Annotated in this window: 19 protein-coding genes, 1 pseudogene and 1 other annotated feature; of the genes and pseudogenes, 5 read left to right on the top strand and 15 right to left on the bottom strand. The window is 45.9% G+C overall.

Going from position 1 to position 15,853, the window contains the following annotated elements:
• Positions 1-197: 197 nt before the first annotated feature.
• Both MHB78_RS11540 and MHB78_RS11535 read left to right on the top strand, forming a co-directional pair.
• The gene (locus MHB78_RS11540) at positions 198-629 is read left to right on the top strand and encodes a MarR family transcriptional regulator (protein WP_046129596.1); all 432 of its coding nucleotides are present in this window, start codon (positions 198-200) and stop codon (positions 627-629) included.
• A gap of 65 nt (positions 630-694) precedes the next feature.
• The gene (locus tag MHB78_RS11535) at positions 695-943 is read left to right on the top strand and encodes a hypothetical protein (RefSeq protein ID WP_046129597.1); all 249 of its coding nucleotides are present in this window, start codon (positions 695-697) and stop codon (positions 941-943) included.
• Here the strand turns inward: MHB78_RS11535 and MHB78_RS11530 are convergent.
• Positions 915-2,237, bottom strand: a complete 1,323-nt coding sequence (locus MHB78_RS11530) for an MATE family efflux transporter (protein ID WP_046129598.1) — start codon at positions 2,235-2,237, stop codon at positions 915-917. The genes MHB78_RS11535 and MHB78_RS11530 overlap by 29 nt on opposite strands.
• 91 nt (positions 2,238-2,328) lie before the next feature.
• Here MHB78_RS11530 and MHB78_RS11525 point away from each other — a divergent pair, with 91 nt between their 5' ends.
• Positions 2,329-3,012 (top strand): DUF4397 domain-containing protein, encoded by a 684-nt coding sequence (locus tag MHB78_RS11525; protein WP_046129640.1) that lies wholly within the window; start codon positions 2,329-2,331, stop codon positions 3,010-3,012.
• A gap of 26 nt (positions 3,013-3,038) precedes the next feature.
• Here MHB78_RS11525 and ypmT read toward each other — a convergent pair whose 3' ends face one another.
• The 7 genes from ypmT to ilvA form a co-directional block, all read right to left on the bottom strand.
• Complete coding sequence (ypmT, locus tag MHB78_RS11520; protein ID WP_046129599.1) at positions 3,039-3,230, bottom strand: protein YpmT; 192 nt, start codon at positions 3,228-3,230, stop codon at positions 3,039-3,041.
• A 91-nt stretch (positions 3,231-3,321) separates the two neighbouring features.
• The gene (locus tag MHB78_RS11515) at positions 3,322-3,885 is read right to left on the bottom strand and encodes a YpmS family protein (RefSeq protein WP_046129600.1); all 564 of its coding nucleotides are present in this window, start codon (positions 3,883-3,885) and stop codon (positions 3,322-3,324) included.
• Positions 3,886-3,895: 10 nt separating this feature from the next.
• Positions 3,896-4,648 carry an SGNH/GDSL hydrolase family protein gene (locus tag MHB78_RS11510; RefSeq protein ID WP_065894557.1) on the bottom strand — a complete coding sequence of 251 codons (753 nt, stop codon included), beginning with the start codon at positions 4,646-4,648 and terminating at the stop codon, positions 3,896-3,898.
• Between the two features lie 123 nt (positions 4,649-4,771).
• Entirely contained in the window at positions 4,772-5,353 is a 582-nt protein-coding gene (locus MHB78_RS11505; protein ID WP_046129602.1) for an SCO family protein, read from the bottom strand.
• 19 nt (positions 5,354-5,372) lie between these two features.
• On the bottom strand, positions 5,373-6,215 hold the full coding sequence (locus MHB78_RS11500; protein ID WP_046129603.1) for a DegV family protein: 843 nt from the start codon (positions 6,213-6,215) through the stop codon (positions 5,373-5,375).
• 95 nt (positions 6,216-6,310) lie between these two features.
• Positions 6,311-6,562, bottom strand: a complete 252-nt coding sequence (locus tag MHB78_RS11495; RefSeq protein ID WP_046129604.1) for a YpmP family protein — start codon at positions 6,560-6,562, stop codon at positions 6,311-6,313.
• A 98-nt stretch (positions 6,563-6,660) separates the two neighbouring features.
• Positions 6,661-7,929 (bottom strand): threonine ammonia-lyase IlvA, encoded by a 1,269-nt coding sequence (ilvA, locus tag MHB78_RS11490; RefSeq protein WP_046129605.1) that lies wholly within the window; start codon positions 7,927-7,929, stop codon positions 6,661-6,663.
• Positions 7,930-8,163: 234 nt separating this feature from the next.
• Between ilvA and MHB78_RS11485 the strand changes: the two genes are divergently transcribed.
• Complete coding sequence (locus tag MHB78_RS11485) at positions 8,164-9,165, top strand: sigma 54-interacting transcriptional regulator (RefSeq protein WP_046129606.1); 1,002 nt, start codon at positions 8,164-8,166, stop codon at positions 9,163-9,165.
• 15 nt (positions 9,166-9,180) lie between these two features.
• Positions 9,181-9,819, top strand: coding sequence for a hemolysin III family protein (locus MHB78_RS11480; RefSeq protein WP_046129607.1), 639 nt, complete (start codon positions 9,181-9,183; stop codon positions 9,817-9,819).
• A gap of 54 nt (positions 9,820-9,873) precedes the next feature.
• Here MHB78_RS11480 and MHB78_RS11475 read toward each other — a convergent pair whose 3' ends face one another.
• The 7 genes and pseudogenes from MHB78_RS11475 to MHB78_RS11445 all read right to left on the bottom strand — a co-directional run.
• Complete coding sequence (locus MHB78_RS11475) at positions 9,874-10,497, bottom strand: hypothetical protein (RefSeq protein WP_046129608.1); 624 nt, start codon at positions 10,495-10,497, stop codon at positions 9,874-9,876.
• A gap of 15 nt (positions 10,498-10,512) precedes the next feature.
• Complete coding sequence (locus tag MHB78_RS11470; protein ID WP_046129609.1) at positions 10,513-11,001, bottom strand: dihydrofolate reductase; 489 nt, start codon at positions 10,999-11,001, stop codon at positions 10,513-10,515.
• A 288-nt stretch (positions 11,002-11,289) separates the two neighbouring features.
• Positions 11,290-11,838, bottom strand: coding sequence for a phosphatidylglycerophosphatase A (locus MHB78_RS11465; protein ID WP_046129610.1), 549 nt, complete (start codon positions 11,836-11,838; stop codon positions 11,290-11,292).
• Between the two features lie 16 nt (positions 11,839-11,854).
• Entirely contained in the window at positions 11,855-12,460 is a 606-nt protein-coding gene (locus tag MHB78_RS11460; RefSeq protein ID WP_046129611.1) for a YpjP family protein, read from the bottom strand.
• 132 nt (positions 12,461-12,592) lie between these two features.
• Positions 12,593-12,805, bottom strand: coding sequence for a hypothetical protein (locus tag MHB78_RS11455; RefSeq protein ID WP_046129612.1), 213 nt, complete (start codon positions 12,803-12,805; stop codon positions 12,593-12,595).
• 102 nt (positions 12,806-12,907) lie between these two features.
• Positions 12,908-14,476, bottom strand: coding sequence for a 2-isopropylmalate synthase (locus MHB78_RS11450; protein WP_046129613.1), 1,569 nt, complete (start codon positions 14,474-14,476; stop codon positions 12,908-12,910).
• Positions 14,477-14,529: 53 nt separating this feature from the next.
• Positions 14,530-14,777 (bottom strand) — a binding site (T-box leader).
• Between the two features lie 277 nt (positions 14,778-15,054).
• Positions 15,055-15,816 (bottom strand): annotated as a pseudogene (locus MHB78_RS11445) (class I SAM-dependent methyltransferase); the annotation flags it as partial.
• Positions 15,817-15,853: the final 37 nt, after the last annotated feature.

Here is a 15,853-nt window from a genome sequence, read left to right as displayed (position 1 = left end):
AATCCTCCCGCTGTTGCCGCTTTTGCCTTTGTCAATTGGCGGTCACATGAACTAAAAATCTGCTTAAACATTTACTTATCAGTCAAAAATTATGGTATCATAGTGATATCATGTTCATGAAAAGGAAAATTCATGCTGATTCGGTTATTCCTTTCTAAAGAAAGCGGAAATTTGCTAATTGTATGGAGGGGCGAAATTTGAAAGCTAGAGAACAAATGATGTACGATATGGAAGCCTTGCTTCGCACAGTATTTAAACAAATGCGCGATGAAATAAATGAGCTGCTCGAAAAAGAGATGTCTCGGAATGAATTTATGATCCTGCGCCTGCTGAGCGAGCAGGGGCCGAAAAAGGTGACGGAGTTCGCAACGATTTTGGGCGTTTCCGCCAGCCATATTACCGCGGTAACCGATGCATTGGTCGAAAAAGGATGGATCACGAGAGTCCGTTCAAAAGAAGACAGAAGGATCATCAAAATCCACCTGACAGATGCCGGCAAAGAAATTATCAGATATTTCGAAGAAAAGAAAACGGAATATTATTTTAAACGATTCAGCTGCTACACCGATGATGAGCTGAAAACGCTGATCGAACTGTTCAGCAAGCTTGACAAAAAAGGACAGCACTAAACCGGTGAACTTACATATATCTGCACGCTCATGAGCACATTAAGATCAAAAAGAGGTGCACACATATGGCAGCTCCCTACCTATGTCCAAACTGCAAAACGAACCGGACACGCTTCAATTTGATTGAACAGTCGCCGATCTCCGTCAAGCTTGACCCTTCAACAGGGGAAATTTTAGAAACGTATTCAACGGACGAACGCTCCCTTTTTCATCTTCCATACAACGGCCCCGTAATGAAAGTACAGTGCGGCGTCTGCGGGTTAATCGAAGATGAAAAAACGTTTATCAAGCTCGCCGAATATGATAAACGCTGAAGCGGTAATACAGAAACGCGGTCAGGCTGCTTAACATAAAGCTCGTGCCGATGCCGAGCGCGATGCCGTTTTCGCCGGTCCATTCAGAAAACATATATGAAAACGGGAAACGCAATACCCAAAAGGAGACCGCGTTCAGCACCAAAATCTGAAACATCGCGCCAGAAGCCCTTACCACACCGTTTAACACAAAATTAATACCGATAAACGGATAAAAGAAGGCAATCGTTTTCAAATATTGTTCTCCAAAGCCGTCCGCCTCAGGCTCTGAAATGAACAGCTTCACCGCATGGTATCCGGCGAAGAAAACGGCGGCGCTGATCGACAGCATGAACATGACCACGTAAAAAACGCCATAGTTTGCGATTTTCTTCGTTCGCTCCATGTCCCCGCCTCCGATCGTCTGACCGGCCATACTGTTGACGGCCGTTCCGATGGCCATCGCCGGCAGGATGAGAAGGCTGTCAATTCTCTGGACGGCTCCAAATCCGGAAACAACGCTTTCTCCAAATGAGTTGACAACGCTCATAATCGCCATCGAACCGCCTGAAATCACGACCATTTGCAAGCCGGCGGGAATCCCGAGCTTTAAAATAACAGAAGTCTCTTCAAGCGAAGGCAGCTTTGGAAGCGTAAAAGGCACGAGCCCTTTTTTCACCGTATGGACGATGCCGTAAATAAACGCGATCCCCTGGGAAAGAACGGTGGCGTAAGCCGCTCCTGAAATCCCCAAATCAAACCCCGATATAAACAGCGGATCCAAAAAGAGATTTAACATAACAGCAATCAGCACAAACTTGAGCGGTGTTTGACTGTCGCCGACAGCCCTCAATACGGTGCTGATAAAATTGTAGCCGAACAAAAATATAATTCCGATAAAATGAATTCTTAAATAGCCGGATGCTAAATCCATCATTTGATTCGGCGTTTGCAGAAGGGAAAGCAAAGGATTTGTAAACATATAGCCGATTATGCCGAGCAAAAGGCTCATCACCGTCATGATCACAATAAATGCATTGACGTACGATGCAAGTCCCTCTTTGTCGCCCTTCCCTTTTTGCTGGGATAAAATCGTAAGCGCAGCATTATTGATCCCCAATACAAACGACAGGACCGTAAAGAAAACCGTTCCGGAGACAGCCGTCGCTCCAAGCGCTTTGGCGCCGAGCAAATTTCCGACCCACAAGCTGTCGATGAACTGGAAGGAAATCTGCAAAAGGTTGGCGAGAATAATGGGCCCGGAGAAAAAAATCAGCTGTGTCAAAACATTTCCGTATGTAAAATCCGTATTCATTTCCTTCTCCTTTTTTGCTTTGTCCCCGGCTGTGGCAGATGCCGGGAAAACCTCATATCATGAAAGAAAAACTAGAAAGGGGCGTGTGCAGATGGACAGCACAATATATGACGGCCGGCGGACTGAGTCGGTCTTTTATGCTCCGTATACAGAGAAGCAGGCGCTCGCTGCTTTTCGGGCCGGCAACGCCCAGGCGATGCTCAGGCTGCTTCACGCCGCTCCCGGCACGGACGATATCAACGTGCTCGTCAACGGATTTCCGCTGTTTCAAAACGCACCTTATAGAGAACTGTCCTCTTATGTGCCGATTATCGCCGGCATCTGCCGAATCGACGTTTTAAAGGCAGGGGCACTGCGCCCTCCGCTTCTTACCGTATATTATGACATCATGCCGGCTACCCATTATACAATCGCCATTACCGGCACCCTGTCAAAGCCGTTTCCTTTCGCGATGTCAGACCGGGTATCTATTCAAGATAGCAAACGCAGTATGAGGTTCGTTCATCTCTCCCCCGACGCCCCGGCTCTTGATCTTGCCGTCAGAAAGGGGCCCGTTCTTTTTGCAAACGTGTCCTTTGCAAACGCAAGCCACTATATCGCATGTCCCTTTGAAAAAACCGACTTGGAAATACGTGCAGCAGGAACAGAAACCGTCTTGCTGAATGTTCCGAAGGCCGAGCTTTCAAACGGCCAGCCGGTCACCTTCTATTGCCTCGGGTTTGTCAATGGATATCCGTCTCTTGAAATGAAAAAACATCCTGACGGTGCCGATTGAAAAAAAGAGACGTGATGTCTCTTTTTTTACCGGTCCGTTTTTTTTCGTTTTTTCACATCAAGCGTAAATACCATAATGCTCAAAAATAAGGCGCAATAGCCGATGTTTAAATACATTTTGTCCATATCATCGTCGAAAAAGCTGAGGGCTGCGAGCGCCGCAAAATACAGTCCAAATAATGACGCCAATAAGCTGAAATATTTATTGATACGCTCCATACGGTCACCTCTACTATTCAAAAAGAAAATTCTTCCTTACCTATTAATATTTTATATTGTCCTGTATTTTAAACGTTTCGTCAACTTTCGGTTATGATGCCGGCTGATAATAGACAAATTCGATTTGGTCTTTTTTCAAATCGATGGTTTTCGCTTTTACGTACATTCCGTTTTTAAGCGGCATTTCCGATAAGCGGATTTGAATTTCTTTCGCATGTGCGCGGACATGGACAAAATCCGGGAGATCATAAAACTGATCCATGTAGTTTAAAACAAACGATATCGGGATGTTCAGCCTTCCTAAAGAAAATTTTGTTACATGAAGAACGACATCCCCGCTTTTTTCGACTGACGGCCGGAAGGACACCGCGCAATCGACCGTCGATGAAAAGGCGCGGATGGCGCCGATGACGTGAACTTCATCATCGATCTCAACCTTGTAGTCAAGGTCTGACGATGTTTCTTTTTGCAAATACGAATTGATGAATGCCGACAATGATTCCTTCGTGGCGGTCACATTCAGTTCATACTCGCTCGCTGGAGGCCCGGCCTGTTCCCTTTCGCCGCCGGGAAGGATCAGGAGAGTCAAAACGCCGGCCAAAATGATGATATTCACTGCTAATAACGTTAAAAATAAACTTTTCCATTTCTTCATGTTTTTCACCTTATTCTTGCGGAAAGTCTTCTTTTGTCATTTGATCGTAAACACGCTCTGCTATTAGTGAATACCCGTAATGATTGGGATGAAACTCATCATCTGCAATCTTTTTTTCATCGCTGTATTCTTCAAAGATGTCAGCGATATCGGCCATTTTTGCATTGGGGATGTTTTTGAGCTCCCCCTTCGCTCCTTCATTCCATTCGCCGACAACCTGACCGACTTCCCTCAGTTCTGAAAGCGTAAATGTAAACGGGTTGTACATGCCGACATAAACGATCTCCGCACTGCCGTTTTGCTCTCTGATGTCCGTTAAAATGTCCCCAAGCCTTTCTTCAAATGCCTTTTGCCCGACTCTAAACGGCTGAAGCGTCAAATGTGCAAAGTTTTGGCGGACCACCTTCATCAGATCGTTCCCGCCGATTGTCAGCAAGATATAGTCGGCGTCCCTCAGCCCCTCCTGCACCTGTCGTTCTTCCAGCTTTTTCTTCAGCTGATCAGTCCGGTAGCCTTTCACCGCATAATTTTTGACCGTAACCGATTTTACATCGCTGCGGCTCTTCAGTTTTTCGGCCACCATTCCGACATAACCTTTTCCTTCCTGGTCGCCAACTCCCTTTGTCAGAGAGTCTCCTACTGCGGCGATGACGATGTTCCGCTTAGGAGTAACCGCCGTTTTTTCGGCTCCCGCATTGCCAATTGTACATGCTGAGAGCAGACAGACAAGAACGATCATGACTGGAAAAAACCGTTTGCTCAAATAGCGATGCCCCTTCCTTCTTTATCACCTAAAAGAAAGTGTAACACGTTTTGTTTCTTTTGAAAATCGCACGGCAAAAAGCCCGTTTTCCGGCGGGGAAAAACAGGCTTTAGCATACTATGTTCAGCGTTTTTCAAGAGTTTTAATATCTGCGATGATATCTTCATACGGCGTATCTTTAACACCGTCATAATCTTTGACGACTTTCCCTTCCTGGTCGATTAAATAAAATGAGGTTTGATGAATGACCTGATCATCGTCTTCCGGCTTTTTGACGATTGCCTTAAAGCTTTTCAGCGCAAACTTTTCGATGTCAGCCTGCGAGTATCCAGTCAAAAAATCCCAATTGTCCAAAGACAGCGGATAGTTCGCCGCGAATTTTTTCAGCTTTTCCGGCGTATCGTTTTCGGGATCGACGCTGAACGAGACGATCCGGGCTTGTATGTTTTCTTCTTTCATTTGCTTTTGCAGTTCTGTCATGTGCGCGGTCATCGGCGGACAAACGGTCTCACAGTTCGTAAAAATAAAGTCCGCGACCCACACTTTTCCTTTTAAGCTGTCGAGCGATACCGTTTTATGATCTTGATTTTGAAAAGAAAAAGACTGTACATCATAATTCAGCGGGTCTTCAATTTTACTGGTGCCACAGGCGGATAACAAAGCGATGACAATACCGGCAAACAGTGCGCCGAAAACGTTTTTCAATCCTTCCCCATCCCCTTTGTCAGTCGGTATAAAAGGTGAAACCGATCGCTCCTTTTCCTGTATGAACCGATATGATCGGCGTGGTGCATAAAATGTCGATGTCCATCCCCGGAACATGCTCAAGCAATGAAGCTTTCAGTCTATGCGCCAGCTCCAGCGCATCTGCATGGGCGATGCCGATCGCCTGAACGGTTTTTCCTTTTACGGCCGAAAGGAATTGGCCTGTTAAATATTTAATGAGCTGAGCGCTGCTGCGGACGTTTTTTTCAGGCGTGTAAATCCCGTCTTCAAGCCTCGCGATCGGCTTTACTTTCAGCAAGGAACCGATCAGCGCTTTCCCTCTGCCTATGCGCCCCCCTTTGATCAAATTTTCAAGAGTGTCGATCGTCACATACAGAGAAGTGCGGTGTCTGAGCCGTTCAAGGTCCTCCGCTATGGCTGCAGCCGTCAATCCCTGCCCGGCAAGGACCGCTGCCCTCACTACCTGAAAACCTAAGCCTTTTGAAATATACATCGAGTCGATTACCGTAATCGATGCGTCAACCATTTTTGAAGCGCATACAGCCGTCTGATACGTTCCGCTTAGTTCACTTGAAAGGTGAATGCTGATCACTTCGCTCCCGTCTTCGGTCAGTTTTTCGTATAAGTCGATAAAAGCCCCCAAAGGCGGCTGGGAGCTTTTCGGAAGCTCAGCTGCTTTTCCCATCTTCTCAATAAATTCATCAGATTGTATATCAAGCTGATCCCTGTAAATCTTTCCGTCAATTGCTATGGAAAGCGGCAGTACGGAAATACCGTATTTGCGAAGCGTTTCCCTGCTCAGATCCGCAGTCGAATCCGTTACGATCTTAATGTTTGCCAATCCTTTTCACATCCTGTCGATTCCATGTGGCGCAAAAACCGCATGAAAAATTCTTTGCCGGCCATTGGCTTAGGCTGGCAAAGAATGTTTGCATGCTATGCATTATGTTTTAGTTCTTCCTGCTGATAAATCGCGAGGTAATCCCGCCATTTTAATGCCCGTTTTAAATATTCCCTGAAGGAGTAGACGCTTTTTGTCCGCCTCGAATCATACAGCTCTTTTAAATACGCTTCAAGCCTCAGCTTCGCCATAAAAAAGTGCGGGTCGTCCTCCTTTAACAATGGTATTTCCGTCACCTTCACCTGCTGTCCATCCGATCGTTTGAACTCTAGGCTTTTGAGTAACAAGGTATCAATCCTCTTTTATTGGATATTTTCTTTATTATATTATACATAATACCGGGAAGCTTTGTCCGGAAATGATGCGATGTATTCAAAAAAATGTCTTAAATCAGCAGGTTGAAGAGCCCTTCATCCTTGTTGACTTCAACGTAGCGGAATCCTTTTCGGTTCATTCTGTCGATGAGCGGTTCATAATCTTCGCGCTGTTTCAGCTCGATGCCGACGAGAGCCGGCCCGCTGCTTTTGTTGTTTTTCTTTGTATATTCAAACCGTGTAATGTCGTCGTTCGGCCCGAGTACTTCGTCCAAAAATTCGCGCAGCGCCCCGGCCCGCTGCGGAAAATTGACGATAAAATAATGCTGGAGGCCCTCGTACATCATCGACCTGTCCTTGATTTCCTGCATTCTGCCGATATCGTTATTTCCGCCGCTGACAATGCAGACGACATTTTTCCCTCTGATTTCATCCTTGTAAAGATCTAAAGCGGCAATCGGCAAAGCCCCGGCCGGTTCCGCGACAATCGCGCACTGGTTATACAAGTCGAGAATGGATGTGCAGACCTTGCCTTCCGGAACGAGCAAAATGTCATCGACGACGGCTTCGAGCGTTTTAAAGGTTTGGTCGCCGATTTTTTGTACGGCGGCTCCGTCTACGAATTTGTCGATTTTGGCGAGCATGACAACTTCGCCTTTTTTATTGGACTCAAACAGAGCAGGCGCTCCTTTTGGCTCGACCGCGATCAGCTTCGTCTCAGGGGACACATTTTTCATATAGGTTCCCACCCCTGAAAGAAGGCCACCTCCTCCGACGCTGGCAAACAAATAATGCGGCTCTGCTTCAATATCATTTAAGATTTCAACGGCAACCGTTCCCTGTCCGGCCATCACGTCAAGGTCGTCAAACGGATGGATGAATGCGCGTCCTTCTTCTTCACAGCATAATACAGCGCTTTGATAAGCATCATCGAATGTATCACCGGTCAGAATAATTTCGACATAATCTTTTCCAAAGAGCTCAACCTGGGATATTTTTTGTCTCGGCGTTGTAGACGGCATAAAAATTTTCCCGTGGATGCCGAGGTGCTTGCACGAAAATGCAACGCCCTGGGCATGGTTGCCGGCGCTTGCGCAGACGATGCCGTTTTTCGTCGTTTCTTTTGACAGCTGCTTCATTTTGTTATATGCGCCTCTCAGTTTGAATGAGCGGACAACCTGCAAATCCTCTCTTTTTAAATAAACGTTGCAATCGTACCTCTCAGACAGCCTCTCGTTTTTTTGAAGAGGGGTATGAATGACAACATCTTTTACGTTTTGGTGTGCTTTTAAAATGTCTTTGACTTGGATGAGAGAGTCTTCTTTAAGCAACGGTTTCATTTATAGGATCCTTTCTTTATAAAGCTTTATTTAATACGCCATTATATCATGAATATTCAAAATTTAAAGAGCAATTCTATTTTATTTGCAGACTTTTTTAACGATTCACCGCTTTATCCATATATACGACTGCAAGAACCGTTTCATTCAAAAAGATTGTTTTTGCAAAAAAAGTTTTATTTGTTTCAATTGGGTGTTATAATAGAACCAATTGAAACCAAAAGGAGTTTAACAATGATCCAATACACTTGTCCTTCGATCACTTTCGCTGACTTGATCGGTGAAGACGATTCTTTTGTACAGACAAAAAACAGAGCCAAACGATTTGCCGAATCCGTTCACCCGGTCTACATATCAGGGGAAACAGGGACGGGAAAAGGGCTGTTTGCAAAAGCCATCCACTATGAATCACCTTTTGCCGGCGGTCCGTTTCTGCAAGTGAACTGCAGCGCAGCATGTGAAGAAGAATTGGAAGACAAACTTTTTCACGATTCCGGGCTGGATCCCGGAACCCTGTTTCTCGATGAGGTGTGGGGCCTCTCTTTGTCCCTTCAGGGAAAGCTTTTGGCCGCCATTGAACAAGGGACCGGCCCGAGGATTATTTCATCCTCGAGCGTCCCGCTCAGAGAACGCGTTGAAAACGATGAGTTCCGCATGGATCTGTATTACAGACTAAACGTGCTGGACCTGCCGCTGCCTCCTCTTCGTGAGCGTAAAAGCGACATTCCCCTTCTCGTTCATCATTTCCTGAAGAGCGGAGACCATGACATCTATGTCGAACCTGTCGTTTGGAAGGCTTTGGAGCAATACGAGTTTCAAGGAAACGTAAGAGAGCTGAAAAATATGGCCGATTATATGAAAACCGTCTCAGACCAAACAACCGTTCAGCTTTATGACATTCCGCCCGCCTTGCGGGAGCAGGTTGATAAGAAGAAAACAAAAGACAAAAAAAACGCGCCGGCATCCTTGACGATGATGGAAAAAGAGGAATTTGCGTTTTTGCTCGAAACGATCAAACAACTGAATGAAAAAGGAGAGCCTGCAAGCAGGAGAATCCTTTCAGAAAAAAGCAAAAACGGAAAGTCTGAGCTTACTCCGCAGCAGGTCCGCAATAGACTCGACTACCTCGAAAAACGGGAATACGTCACAAAAGGCCGCGGAAGAGCCGGAACGAAAATAACGCTTGAGGGGCTGCGTTTTTTAAGCTCATTAAAAAATCATATCATTCAGGATTAGAAAGGGTGTATGTTGATGTACACAATTAAAGAAGAAATCGCCAATGCCGTAACACACGGACTCGGCGTCCTGCTGTCCATCCCTGCGATCGTATTTTTGGTGATTTTCGCGGTGCGCTACGGCAATCCGCTTGATGTCGTCAGCTTTTCGATTTTCGGAGCCTCCATGCTGTTTCTGTATCTAAGTTCAACCCTCTTGCACAGCATACAGCATCCGAAAACGAAAGATATATTGGAAATTATCGACCACTCAGCCATTTATGTATTGATCGCGGGCACTTACACACCGTTGGTTCTCGGCCCTCTAAAAGGCCCTCTCGGCTATACGATGCTTGCGGTCGTCTGGAGCCTTGCCGTATGCGGGATCGTTTTTAAAATCTTTTTCGTCAAGCGCTTTATCGTCGTAAGCACCTTGATGTATCTTTTGATGGGCTGGATGGCGATCATTGCGATCAAACCGCTTTATGAGGCATTAACCGGCAAAGGCTTTGCGCTCCTCCTTTTAGGAGGAATCCTGTACTCCGTCGGAACGATCTTTTATTTATGGCGGAAAATTCCTTACCACCATGCCATTTGGCATACGTTTGTCCTCGGGGGAAGCGCGTCTATGTTTTTCTGCGTGCTCTTCTACGTTGCAAATGTACCTTTTGTATAACATAAAAAAACACCGGGCTTATAATGTGCCCGGTGTTTTTGCGCTTCCTAAGCGTTATGCCCGAAGCTGCTTTTTTTCAGAAATAGCGTAAGCCTGATGAATCGTCAGATCGATATCCGCAGGTCTCAGCCGTTTAAAAAACGACCCTTTTTGCATGTCCCCGACACCTGCCGTCTCAACCGGTACAACAAGGATGCCGAGCCTGCCTGCCAAAGCTTCATAATCAATCCCGTCATCCTCGGAAAGGATGAAGCTTTGACCTTTGCGAACGATGTCTTCTATTTTTTCAGCGGCTTCGTTTGGGTCTCCGGTTTTTTTAATAGCGGCCATTTTGTTCAGCCATTGCCCGATAAGCGGGTATCGAAATGCACGAGGTTCCGCGAAAAAAGAAGGCGTTTTATCCAGGTGGCCGAGCAGAATAGCCAGATCTGCAAGCGTAAGCTTCGGATGAACATACAGCACAGGACCTGCCGGAGTCTTGCCGGACTGGTGAATGGAGACGGTTGATCCAGTTAACCCGACACACCCGCGCATGAAAGATTTCGGCTTGTCATACACAGCCCGCATCTGATTGGCATAAGAAATCCGCGGATCGAGCGTCTGAAGCTCATACAGCAATCTGATGTGCTTTAACAGCATATAGGTTACATAGATCGCCAAAAAACAAGAGCGAAACACCAAATTCCCTCCTCTCTATCCTTTTCTCTGATAAACGAGGAATTCGTAGTTATAAGGGTTTTCTTCATCTTTTACACCCTTTTGTCTCGAAACGATTTCCCACTCGTCTTCGCTGAATTCCGGGAAATAACGGTCTCCCTCAAACGCTTCATCAATTTTCGTCATATACAGCTTATCGGCATAAGGAAGCAGTTCTGTATACAGCGTTGAACCGCCGATCACAAAACATTCTTCTCCGCTTTCTTTGGCAAAACGCACAGCTTCGTCTGCCGAATGCAGCATTTCGCAGCCCGGCAGATCGAGCTCCCCATTTGTTGTCACGACAACGTTTCTTCGGTTCGGGAGCGGCTTTCCGATCGATTCAAACGTTTTTCTTCCCATGATGACGGTATGTCCGCTTGTTACGTCTTTAAAATATTTTAAGTCCCGCGGCAGATGCCAAGGTAGATCATTGTCTTTACCGATCAGACGGTTCCGGTCCATCGCAAAAATAAATGAAATCATGCGTATGACAGCCTCCTTTATGAATAATTCAGGTTTCTTTACGGATGATCAAGATTGCTATGTATAGCGGTTTTGGCGTAAAGAGGCATCTCTTTCCGGGGTTTAGCATCGTAGCAGGCGGCTGATGAAGCTTGTATTCCCCGTCCTTTCCGTTCCTAAACATATGACGGTATACATCTGATTTCGTTTCACTTTTTTCATCCTTTTGTAGTGTATCTTGTTTGGCCTTTGGCAACAAGACATTTTTCAGAAAAGGTGAACAAAATAAATAAACCGCCTTTCGGCGGTTTATCGACTCCCGTGCACGCTCGGATGTCCGGCTTTCTCTTCCTGCTCTTCGTCCTGGAGCTTTTGATGAGTGTGGGCGATCCGGCTTGCCGCCGCAGCCGCCAGCGCAGCCACGATATCGTCAAGAAATGTGTGGACCTCACCGTCCGGACAATCATCCAGCTCTTTAATGATCCCGAATTTTTCTTTGTCCAGATATCCAAAGTTGGTAAGTCCGATCGATCCGTAAACATTGACGATTGACAGAGGAATGATTTCGTCTATTCCGAAAAGCGGTTCATCCGTTTCCACTAAATATTGAAGCGGTTCTGGCAAAAGCTTCTTTTCCGCAAGCTGATCAAGCGCTATACCCGTTAAAACGGCATGGATGATTTCCCGTTTATTCAAAACCTTTTCGACATTTTCAATACAAACGCTCAAAGGCAGGTCAGGATGGTATTTTTCCTGCAGTTTTTGAACGATGAGCGCGATGTCTTCAATGGTGACGCCGCGTTCATTCAGCATGTTTTTTGTAAGGTGCACCATTTCATTCATCGTATATTTTTTCATCTGTCATGCATCTCCTTTAATGACTCATCCAATTTGGCGGCGTATTGCGGTCCCAGTAAATGCTTCCGAGGTCATGGTGTTTTTGAAAGCCGTCCTCTGCGCTGTGATAATGAAAATTAAACCAGTAGCCTTGCTGGGGCGGCTGATCCCTTCTGACGTGAAACCTTAAAACATCCTCCCCTGTTTTGCGGTTATACACGTGAAAGATTTTTTCCGATTTTCCCGGTGTCGGCTTTTTTGAAATCACAAGATCCTGGTATGCCTCATCGTCTTTCAGCGTCATCAGATGGCTGACGATCACTTCTTCGATCTTTGGAAGGACTTCTTCTCTGTACTCATCTTCAATCTTTTGCGATATCTTGTCCCCGAACTTCGCAAAAGATTGATCTTCGGCATCATTCAGCAGCCCAGTCATATAGGAGTCAAACGGAGGCTTTTGTTCCTGCTCCCCGTCAGACAGGGAACCTTCCCTGTTTTCATATACGGCCGTATATCCCGTCTGCTGCTTGATGTTCTGATGCTCTGACGGCTTGTCCGCCATCAGAGCGGCAGGAGGTGATACAAGGCCGAACGTCGCAATTGTAAATAAGGCTACAAGAGCTTTTCTCATCCACATCTTCATCGCCGATTAGTTCCCTTCTGACCACATTCGTTTTCTCTTATTCTATCATATGTTGAATTTTCAGTCAGCTAAAACGGTTATCCCGAAAGACCGTTTACCCGTACAATTTCTCCTTCCGCGAGCTTCAAAAACTCATCCGGCGTCAGGCTGAAGCAGGGCCTTCGATTGTCCAGATCTCCCCATATTAAAGGAGGTTTTCACCTGAAACACACAAGCCAAACGGCCGCTGCACCTCCGGTTGGCCTGCGTGTTTCTCGACTGCTCCTGCGTCTTTTCGGCCTTTTCCCGGCGGATTTCTCTTTTTAGCTTTATCAATCCGGTTTGTCCGCTTCCAATCACAAGCACTGCTTTATCGGCTTCCGTCCCGCATCCGACCGTGCTTCATCTCATTTAAAAACCCCAGTTCTAACAATTGCGCTGTACTTTTTCGATAACCTTCCCGTTGATTCATTTCACCTGAAGCAAGCGATCGACCACGATATGATTGATTGCATGAATGTAAGCTAAAGCGCTCGCTTTCATAATATCGGTATCCGTTGCTTTGGCTGAGTAAGTTTCCCCTTTATATTCAGCTTGAATGCTGACTTTCCCCAAGGCATCTTTTCCCCTTGATACGCTCGTGATCTTGTATTCAATCAATTTAATATCGAAATCCGCGATTTCTGTGATAGCGGCGTACAATGCCTCGATCGGGCCTGAACCGACAGCGCTCGATTGGAAGATTTGCTCATTCTGTTTTATTTTCACACTGGCAGACGGAAAATGAAAATTGCTGATGACCTGCAAATCGATAAGCTCATAAAAATGCCTGCTGTGCCCTGTTTTGTCTTGATCATGGGAATGATGTTTTGCGAAATAGTTCTCTGCGATGACATATAAATCGTGTTGGTAGACTTCTTTTTTTGTATCGGCCAGTTTGAGAAACGCTTCAAATATTTCTTCAAATTGCTGATCGGTTAACTGATGCAACCCCATTTTCCCGAGCGCGTTTTTCACCGCGTGGCGGCCGGAGCGGGCTGTTAATACGAGTTCCATATCATCGAGGCCGACCTCAACCGGGTTCATAATTTCATATGCATCCCTGGATTTCAGCAAACCGTCCTGGTGGATGCCTGACGAGTGAGCGAAAGCATTTTCCCCGGTTATGGCTTTATTCACTTGTACATCAAGCCCCATCAAGCTGCTGACAAGCCTGGATGTATTCATAATTTCTTTTGTGTTGATATTCGTGAACGCCTGATACAATGTCCGGCGTATGTTCACCGCCATCACAACTTCTTCCAAAGCAGCGTTTCCGGCCCGTTCGCCAATTCCATTGATCGTGCACTCCACTTTATCTGCACCGTTTTTAATGGCAGCTAACGTATTGGCAGTTGCCATGCCAAGATCATTGTGGCAATGGACGCTGAGAAGCACCCGGTCATTTACGTTTTTCAAGCGGTCGTTTATTTTGAAAATCAATTCGCCAAACTCTTCCGGATCTGCATAGCCGACCGTATCAGGGATATTGATCATCGTTGCTCCCGCCTTTACAACAGCCTCAATTGTCGACCATAAATATTCAAAGTCGGAGCGTGAAGCGTCTTCTGTCGAGTACTGCACATCCGGCATAAGCGTTTTGGCGTATTTTACTGCATCTACACCGATATTCATGATTTCGCTTTTTGATTTTCCGAATTTCTTTTCAATATGAATGTCAGAAGTGCCCAGCACGATGTGGATCAACGGATGTTCGGCGTATTTCACACTGTGATAAACCGCATCTATATCAGCTTTTACTGCCCTCGCCAGCCCTGTGATGATCACATCGTCAGCCTTCCCTACCTTTTTCGCGATTTCTTTCACAGCATTGAAATCGCCGGCCGATGATGAAGGAAAACCTGCTTCGATGATATCGACCCGGAGCTTTTTTAATTGATTGGCAACTTCCAGCTTTTCATAAAGGTTGAGCTTCGCACCAGGAACCTGCTCTCCGTCTCTAAGCGTTGTATCGAACACCCAAATTTTTCTTGTCATCTCAAAACCACTCCTTTGTCATATTGGTGTATAAAAAAAGCCCCGTCTCTATTTATAGAGACGAGGCTTTGCTCGCGGTACCACTCTAATTGATTAATCAATCCGTCATTAATCCACTCTGTTTCGGCGGCTATCACCGCCTATCTGTATAACGGCAGAATTCCGGCTCCCCCTACTTAGCCAATCGGTGTTCAGGGTGCAGCTCTTGGATGAGTTCAAAGGAAATAAGTGCCGATTCTCACCACCCATCAGCTCTCTGAAAGCTTATTGTCCTTCTACTATTTCCAATCTTCGCTTGTTATGATTGAATTTATATGCAATCATAAGCCAGCACATCTGCATTGTCAACATTAAAATCAGAATGTTTTATCAATTCTGTCGTTTAATAAGAGAAAAAGCACCTTTTCTTTTATCAATAAAACGTTTACAATCAAAGAAGAACATTCCAAAATTGGGAGTGATCCTTAATGGTTGAAGGACTTTTCATTACAGCTTCGCTTATTACCCTCGCTTATTTTATCGTCATGGAAATCGCGGACTAACAAACCCAAGGGCTTTTCCCCTTGGGTTTGTTCAAGTTCCAAAACGCCGTAATGAAAAAGCGCGGTTTTCCGCCTTTTTACGTCAAAGCCGCAAGCCTCAAAACGCGGGCTCTTCCAATGGTCTTTTAGGACAACTCTTTTTCTGGCAACGCGAAGAGCCTCCTCTACACATCCCGAAAGATTAAAATCGGCGTGTGCCAGCTTCCTTAAGGGAGCAATGCCGTCAGATGCCGCTATACCTTCATCGAACATGGGATCAAAGTAAACGACATCTGCTGAATCATCAGCGAGCCGGCGAAGGTATTCCAGGTTGTCGCCCGATGTAACGCGGATTCTTTTCATCGCCTGATTCAAAGCGGAAAGGTCGGTCTCCCATGTCTGAAGTCCGCTCTCTACAAGAAATGCAAGAAGCGGGCTTTTTTCCACTCCGAAAACCGTACCTTCTTTCCCGACGGCCAAGCTTGCGATGATCGCGTCAGAAGCAAGGCCGAGCGTGCAATCGATCACCTTGTCACCGGGCGTAAGTTGAGTGGCTTCGACAAACGGATCCGTCTCCCCTTTCAAAAGCCGCTTGGCGCGAAACATGGCCGAGTTTGGATGGAAGAAAAACTTTTCACCGTCTGAGTGATAAAGCTCAAAGCGCTCTTTTCCAACCACAAGGACGTCATCCTGCTCCGTTTCCCTGATTTGATAGATCGGCCGTTTTCTCCGCTCGGAAAATCGGGCATTGAGCGTTCCGCTGATTTTTTTTGCCGTTAATATCGTGTCTTCTGCCGGTCTGTAGCTTGTCGTAACAATCATCTTTTTCTCCGTAAAAAATCCCCTTGAAAAAAGG

Origin of the sequence: Bacillus sp. FSL K6-0138, assembly GCF_037982765.1 — a bacterium.
Classification (GTDB): Bacteria; Bacillota; Bacilli; order Bacillales; family Bacillaceae; genus Bacillus; species Bacillus glycinifermentans.
The sequence above is the reverse complement of the archived record's forward strand: the minus strand, read 5'-3'. Positions and strand labels throughout refer to the sequence as shown.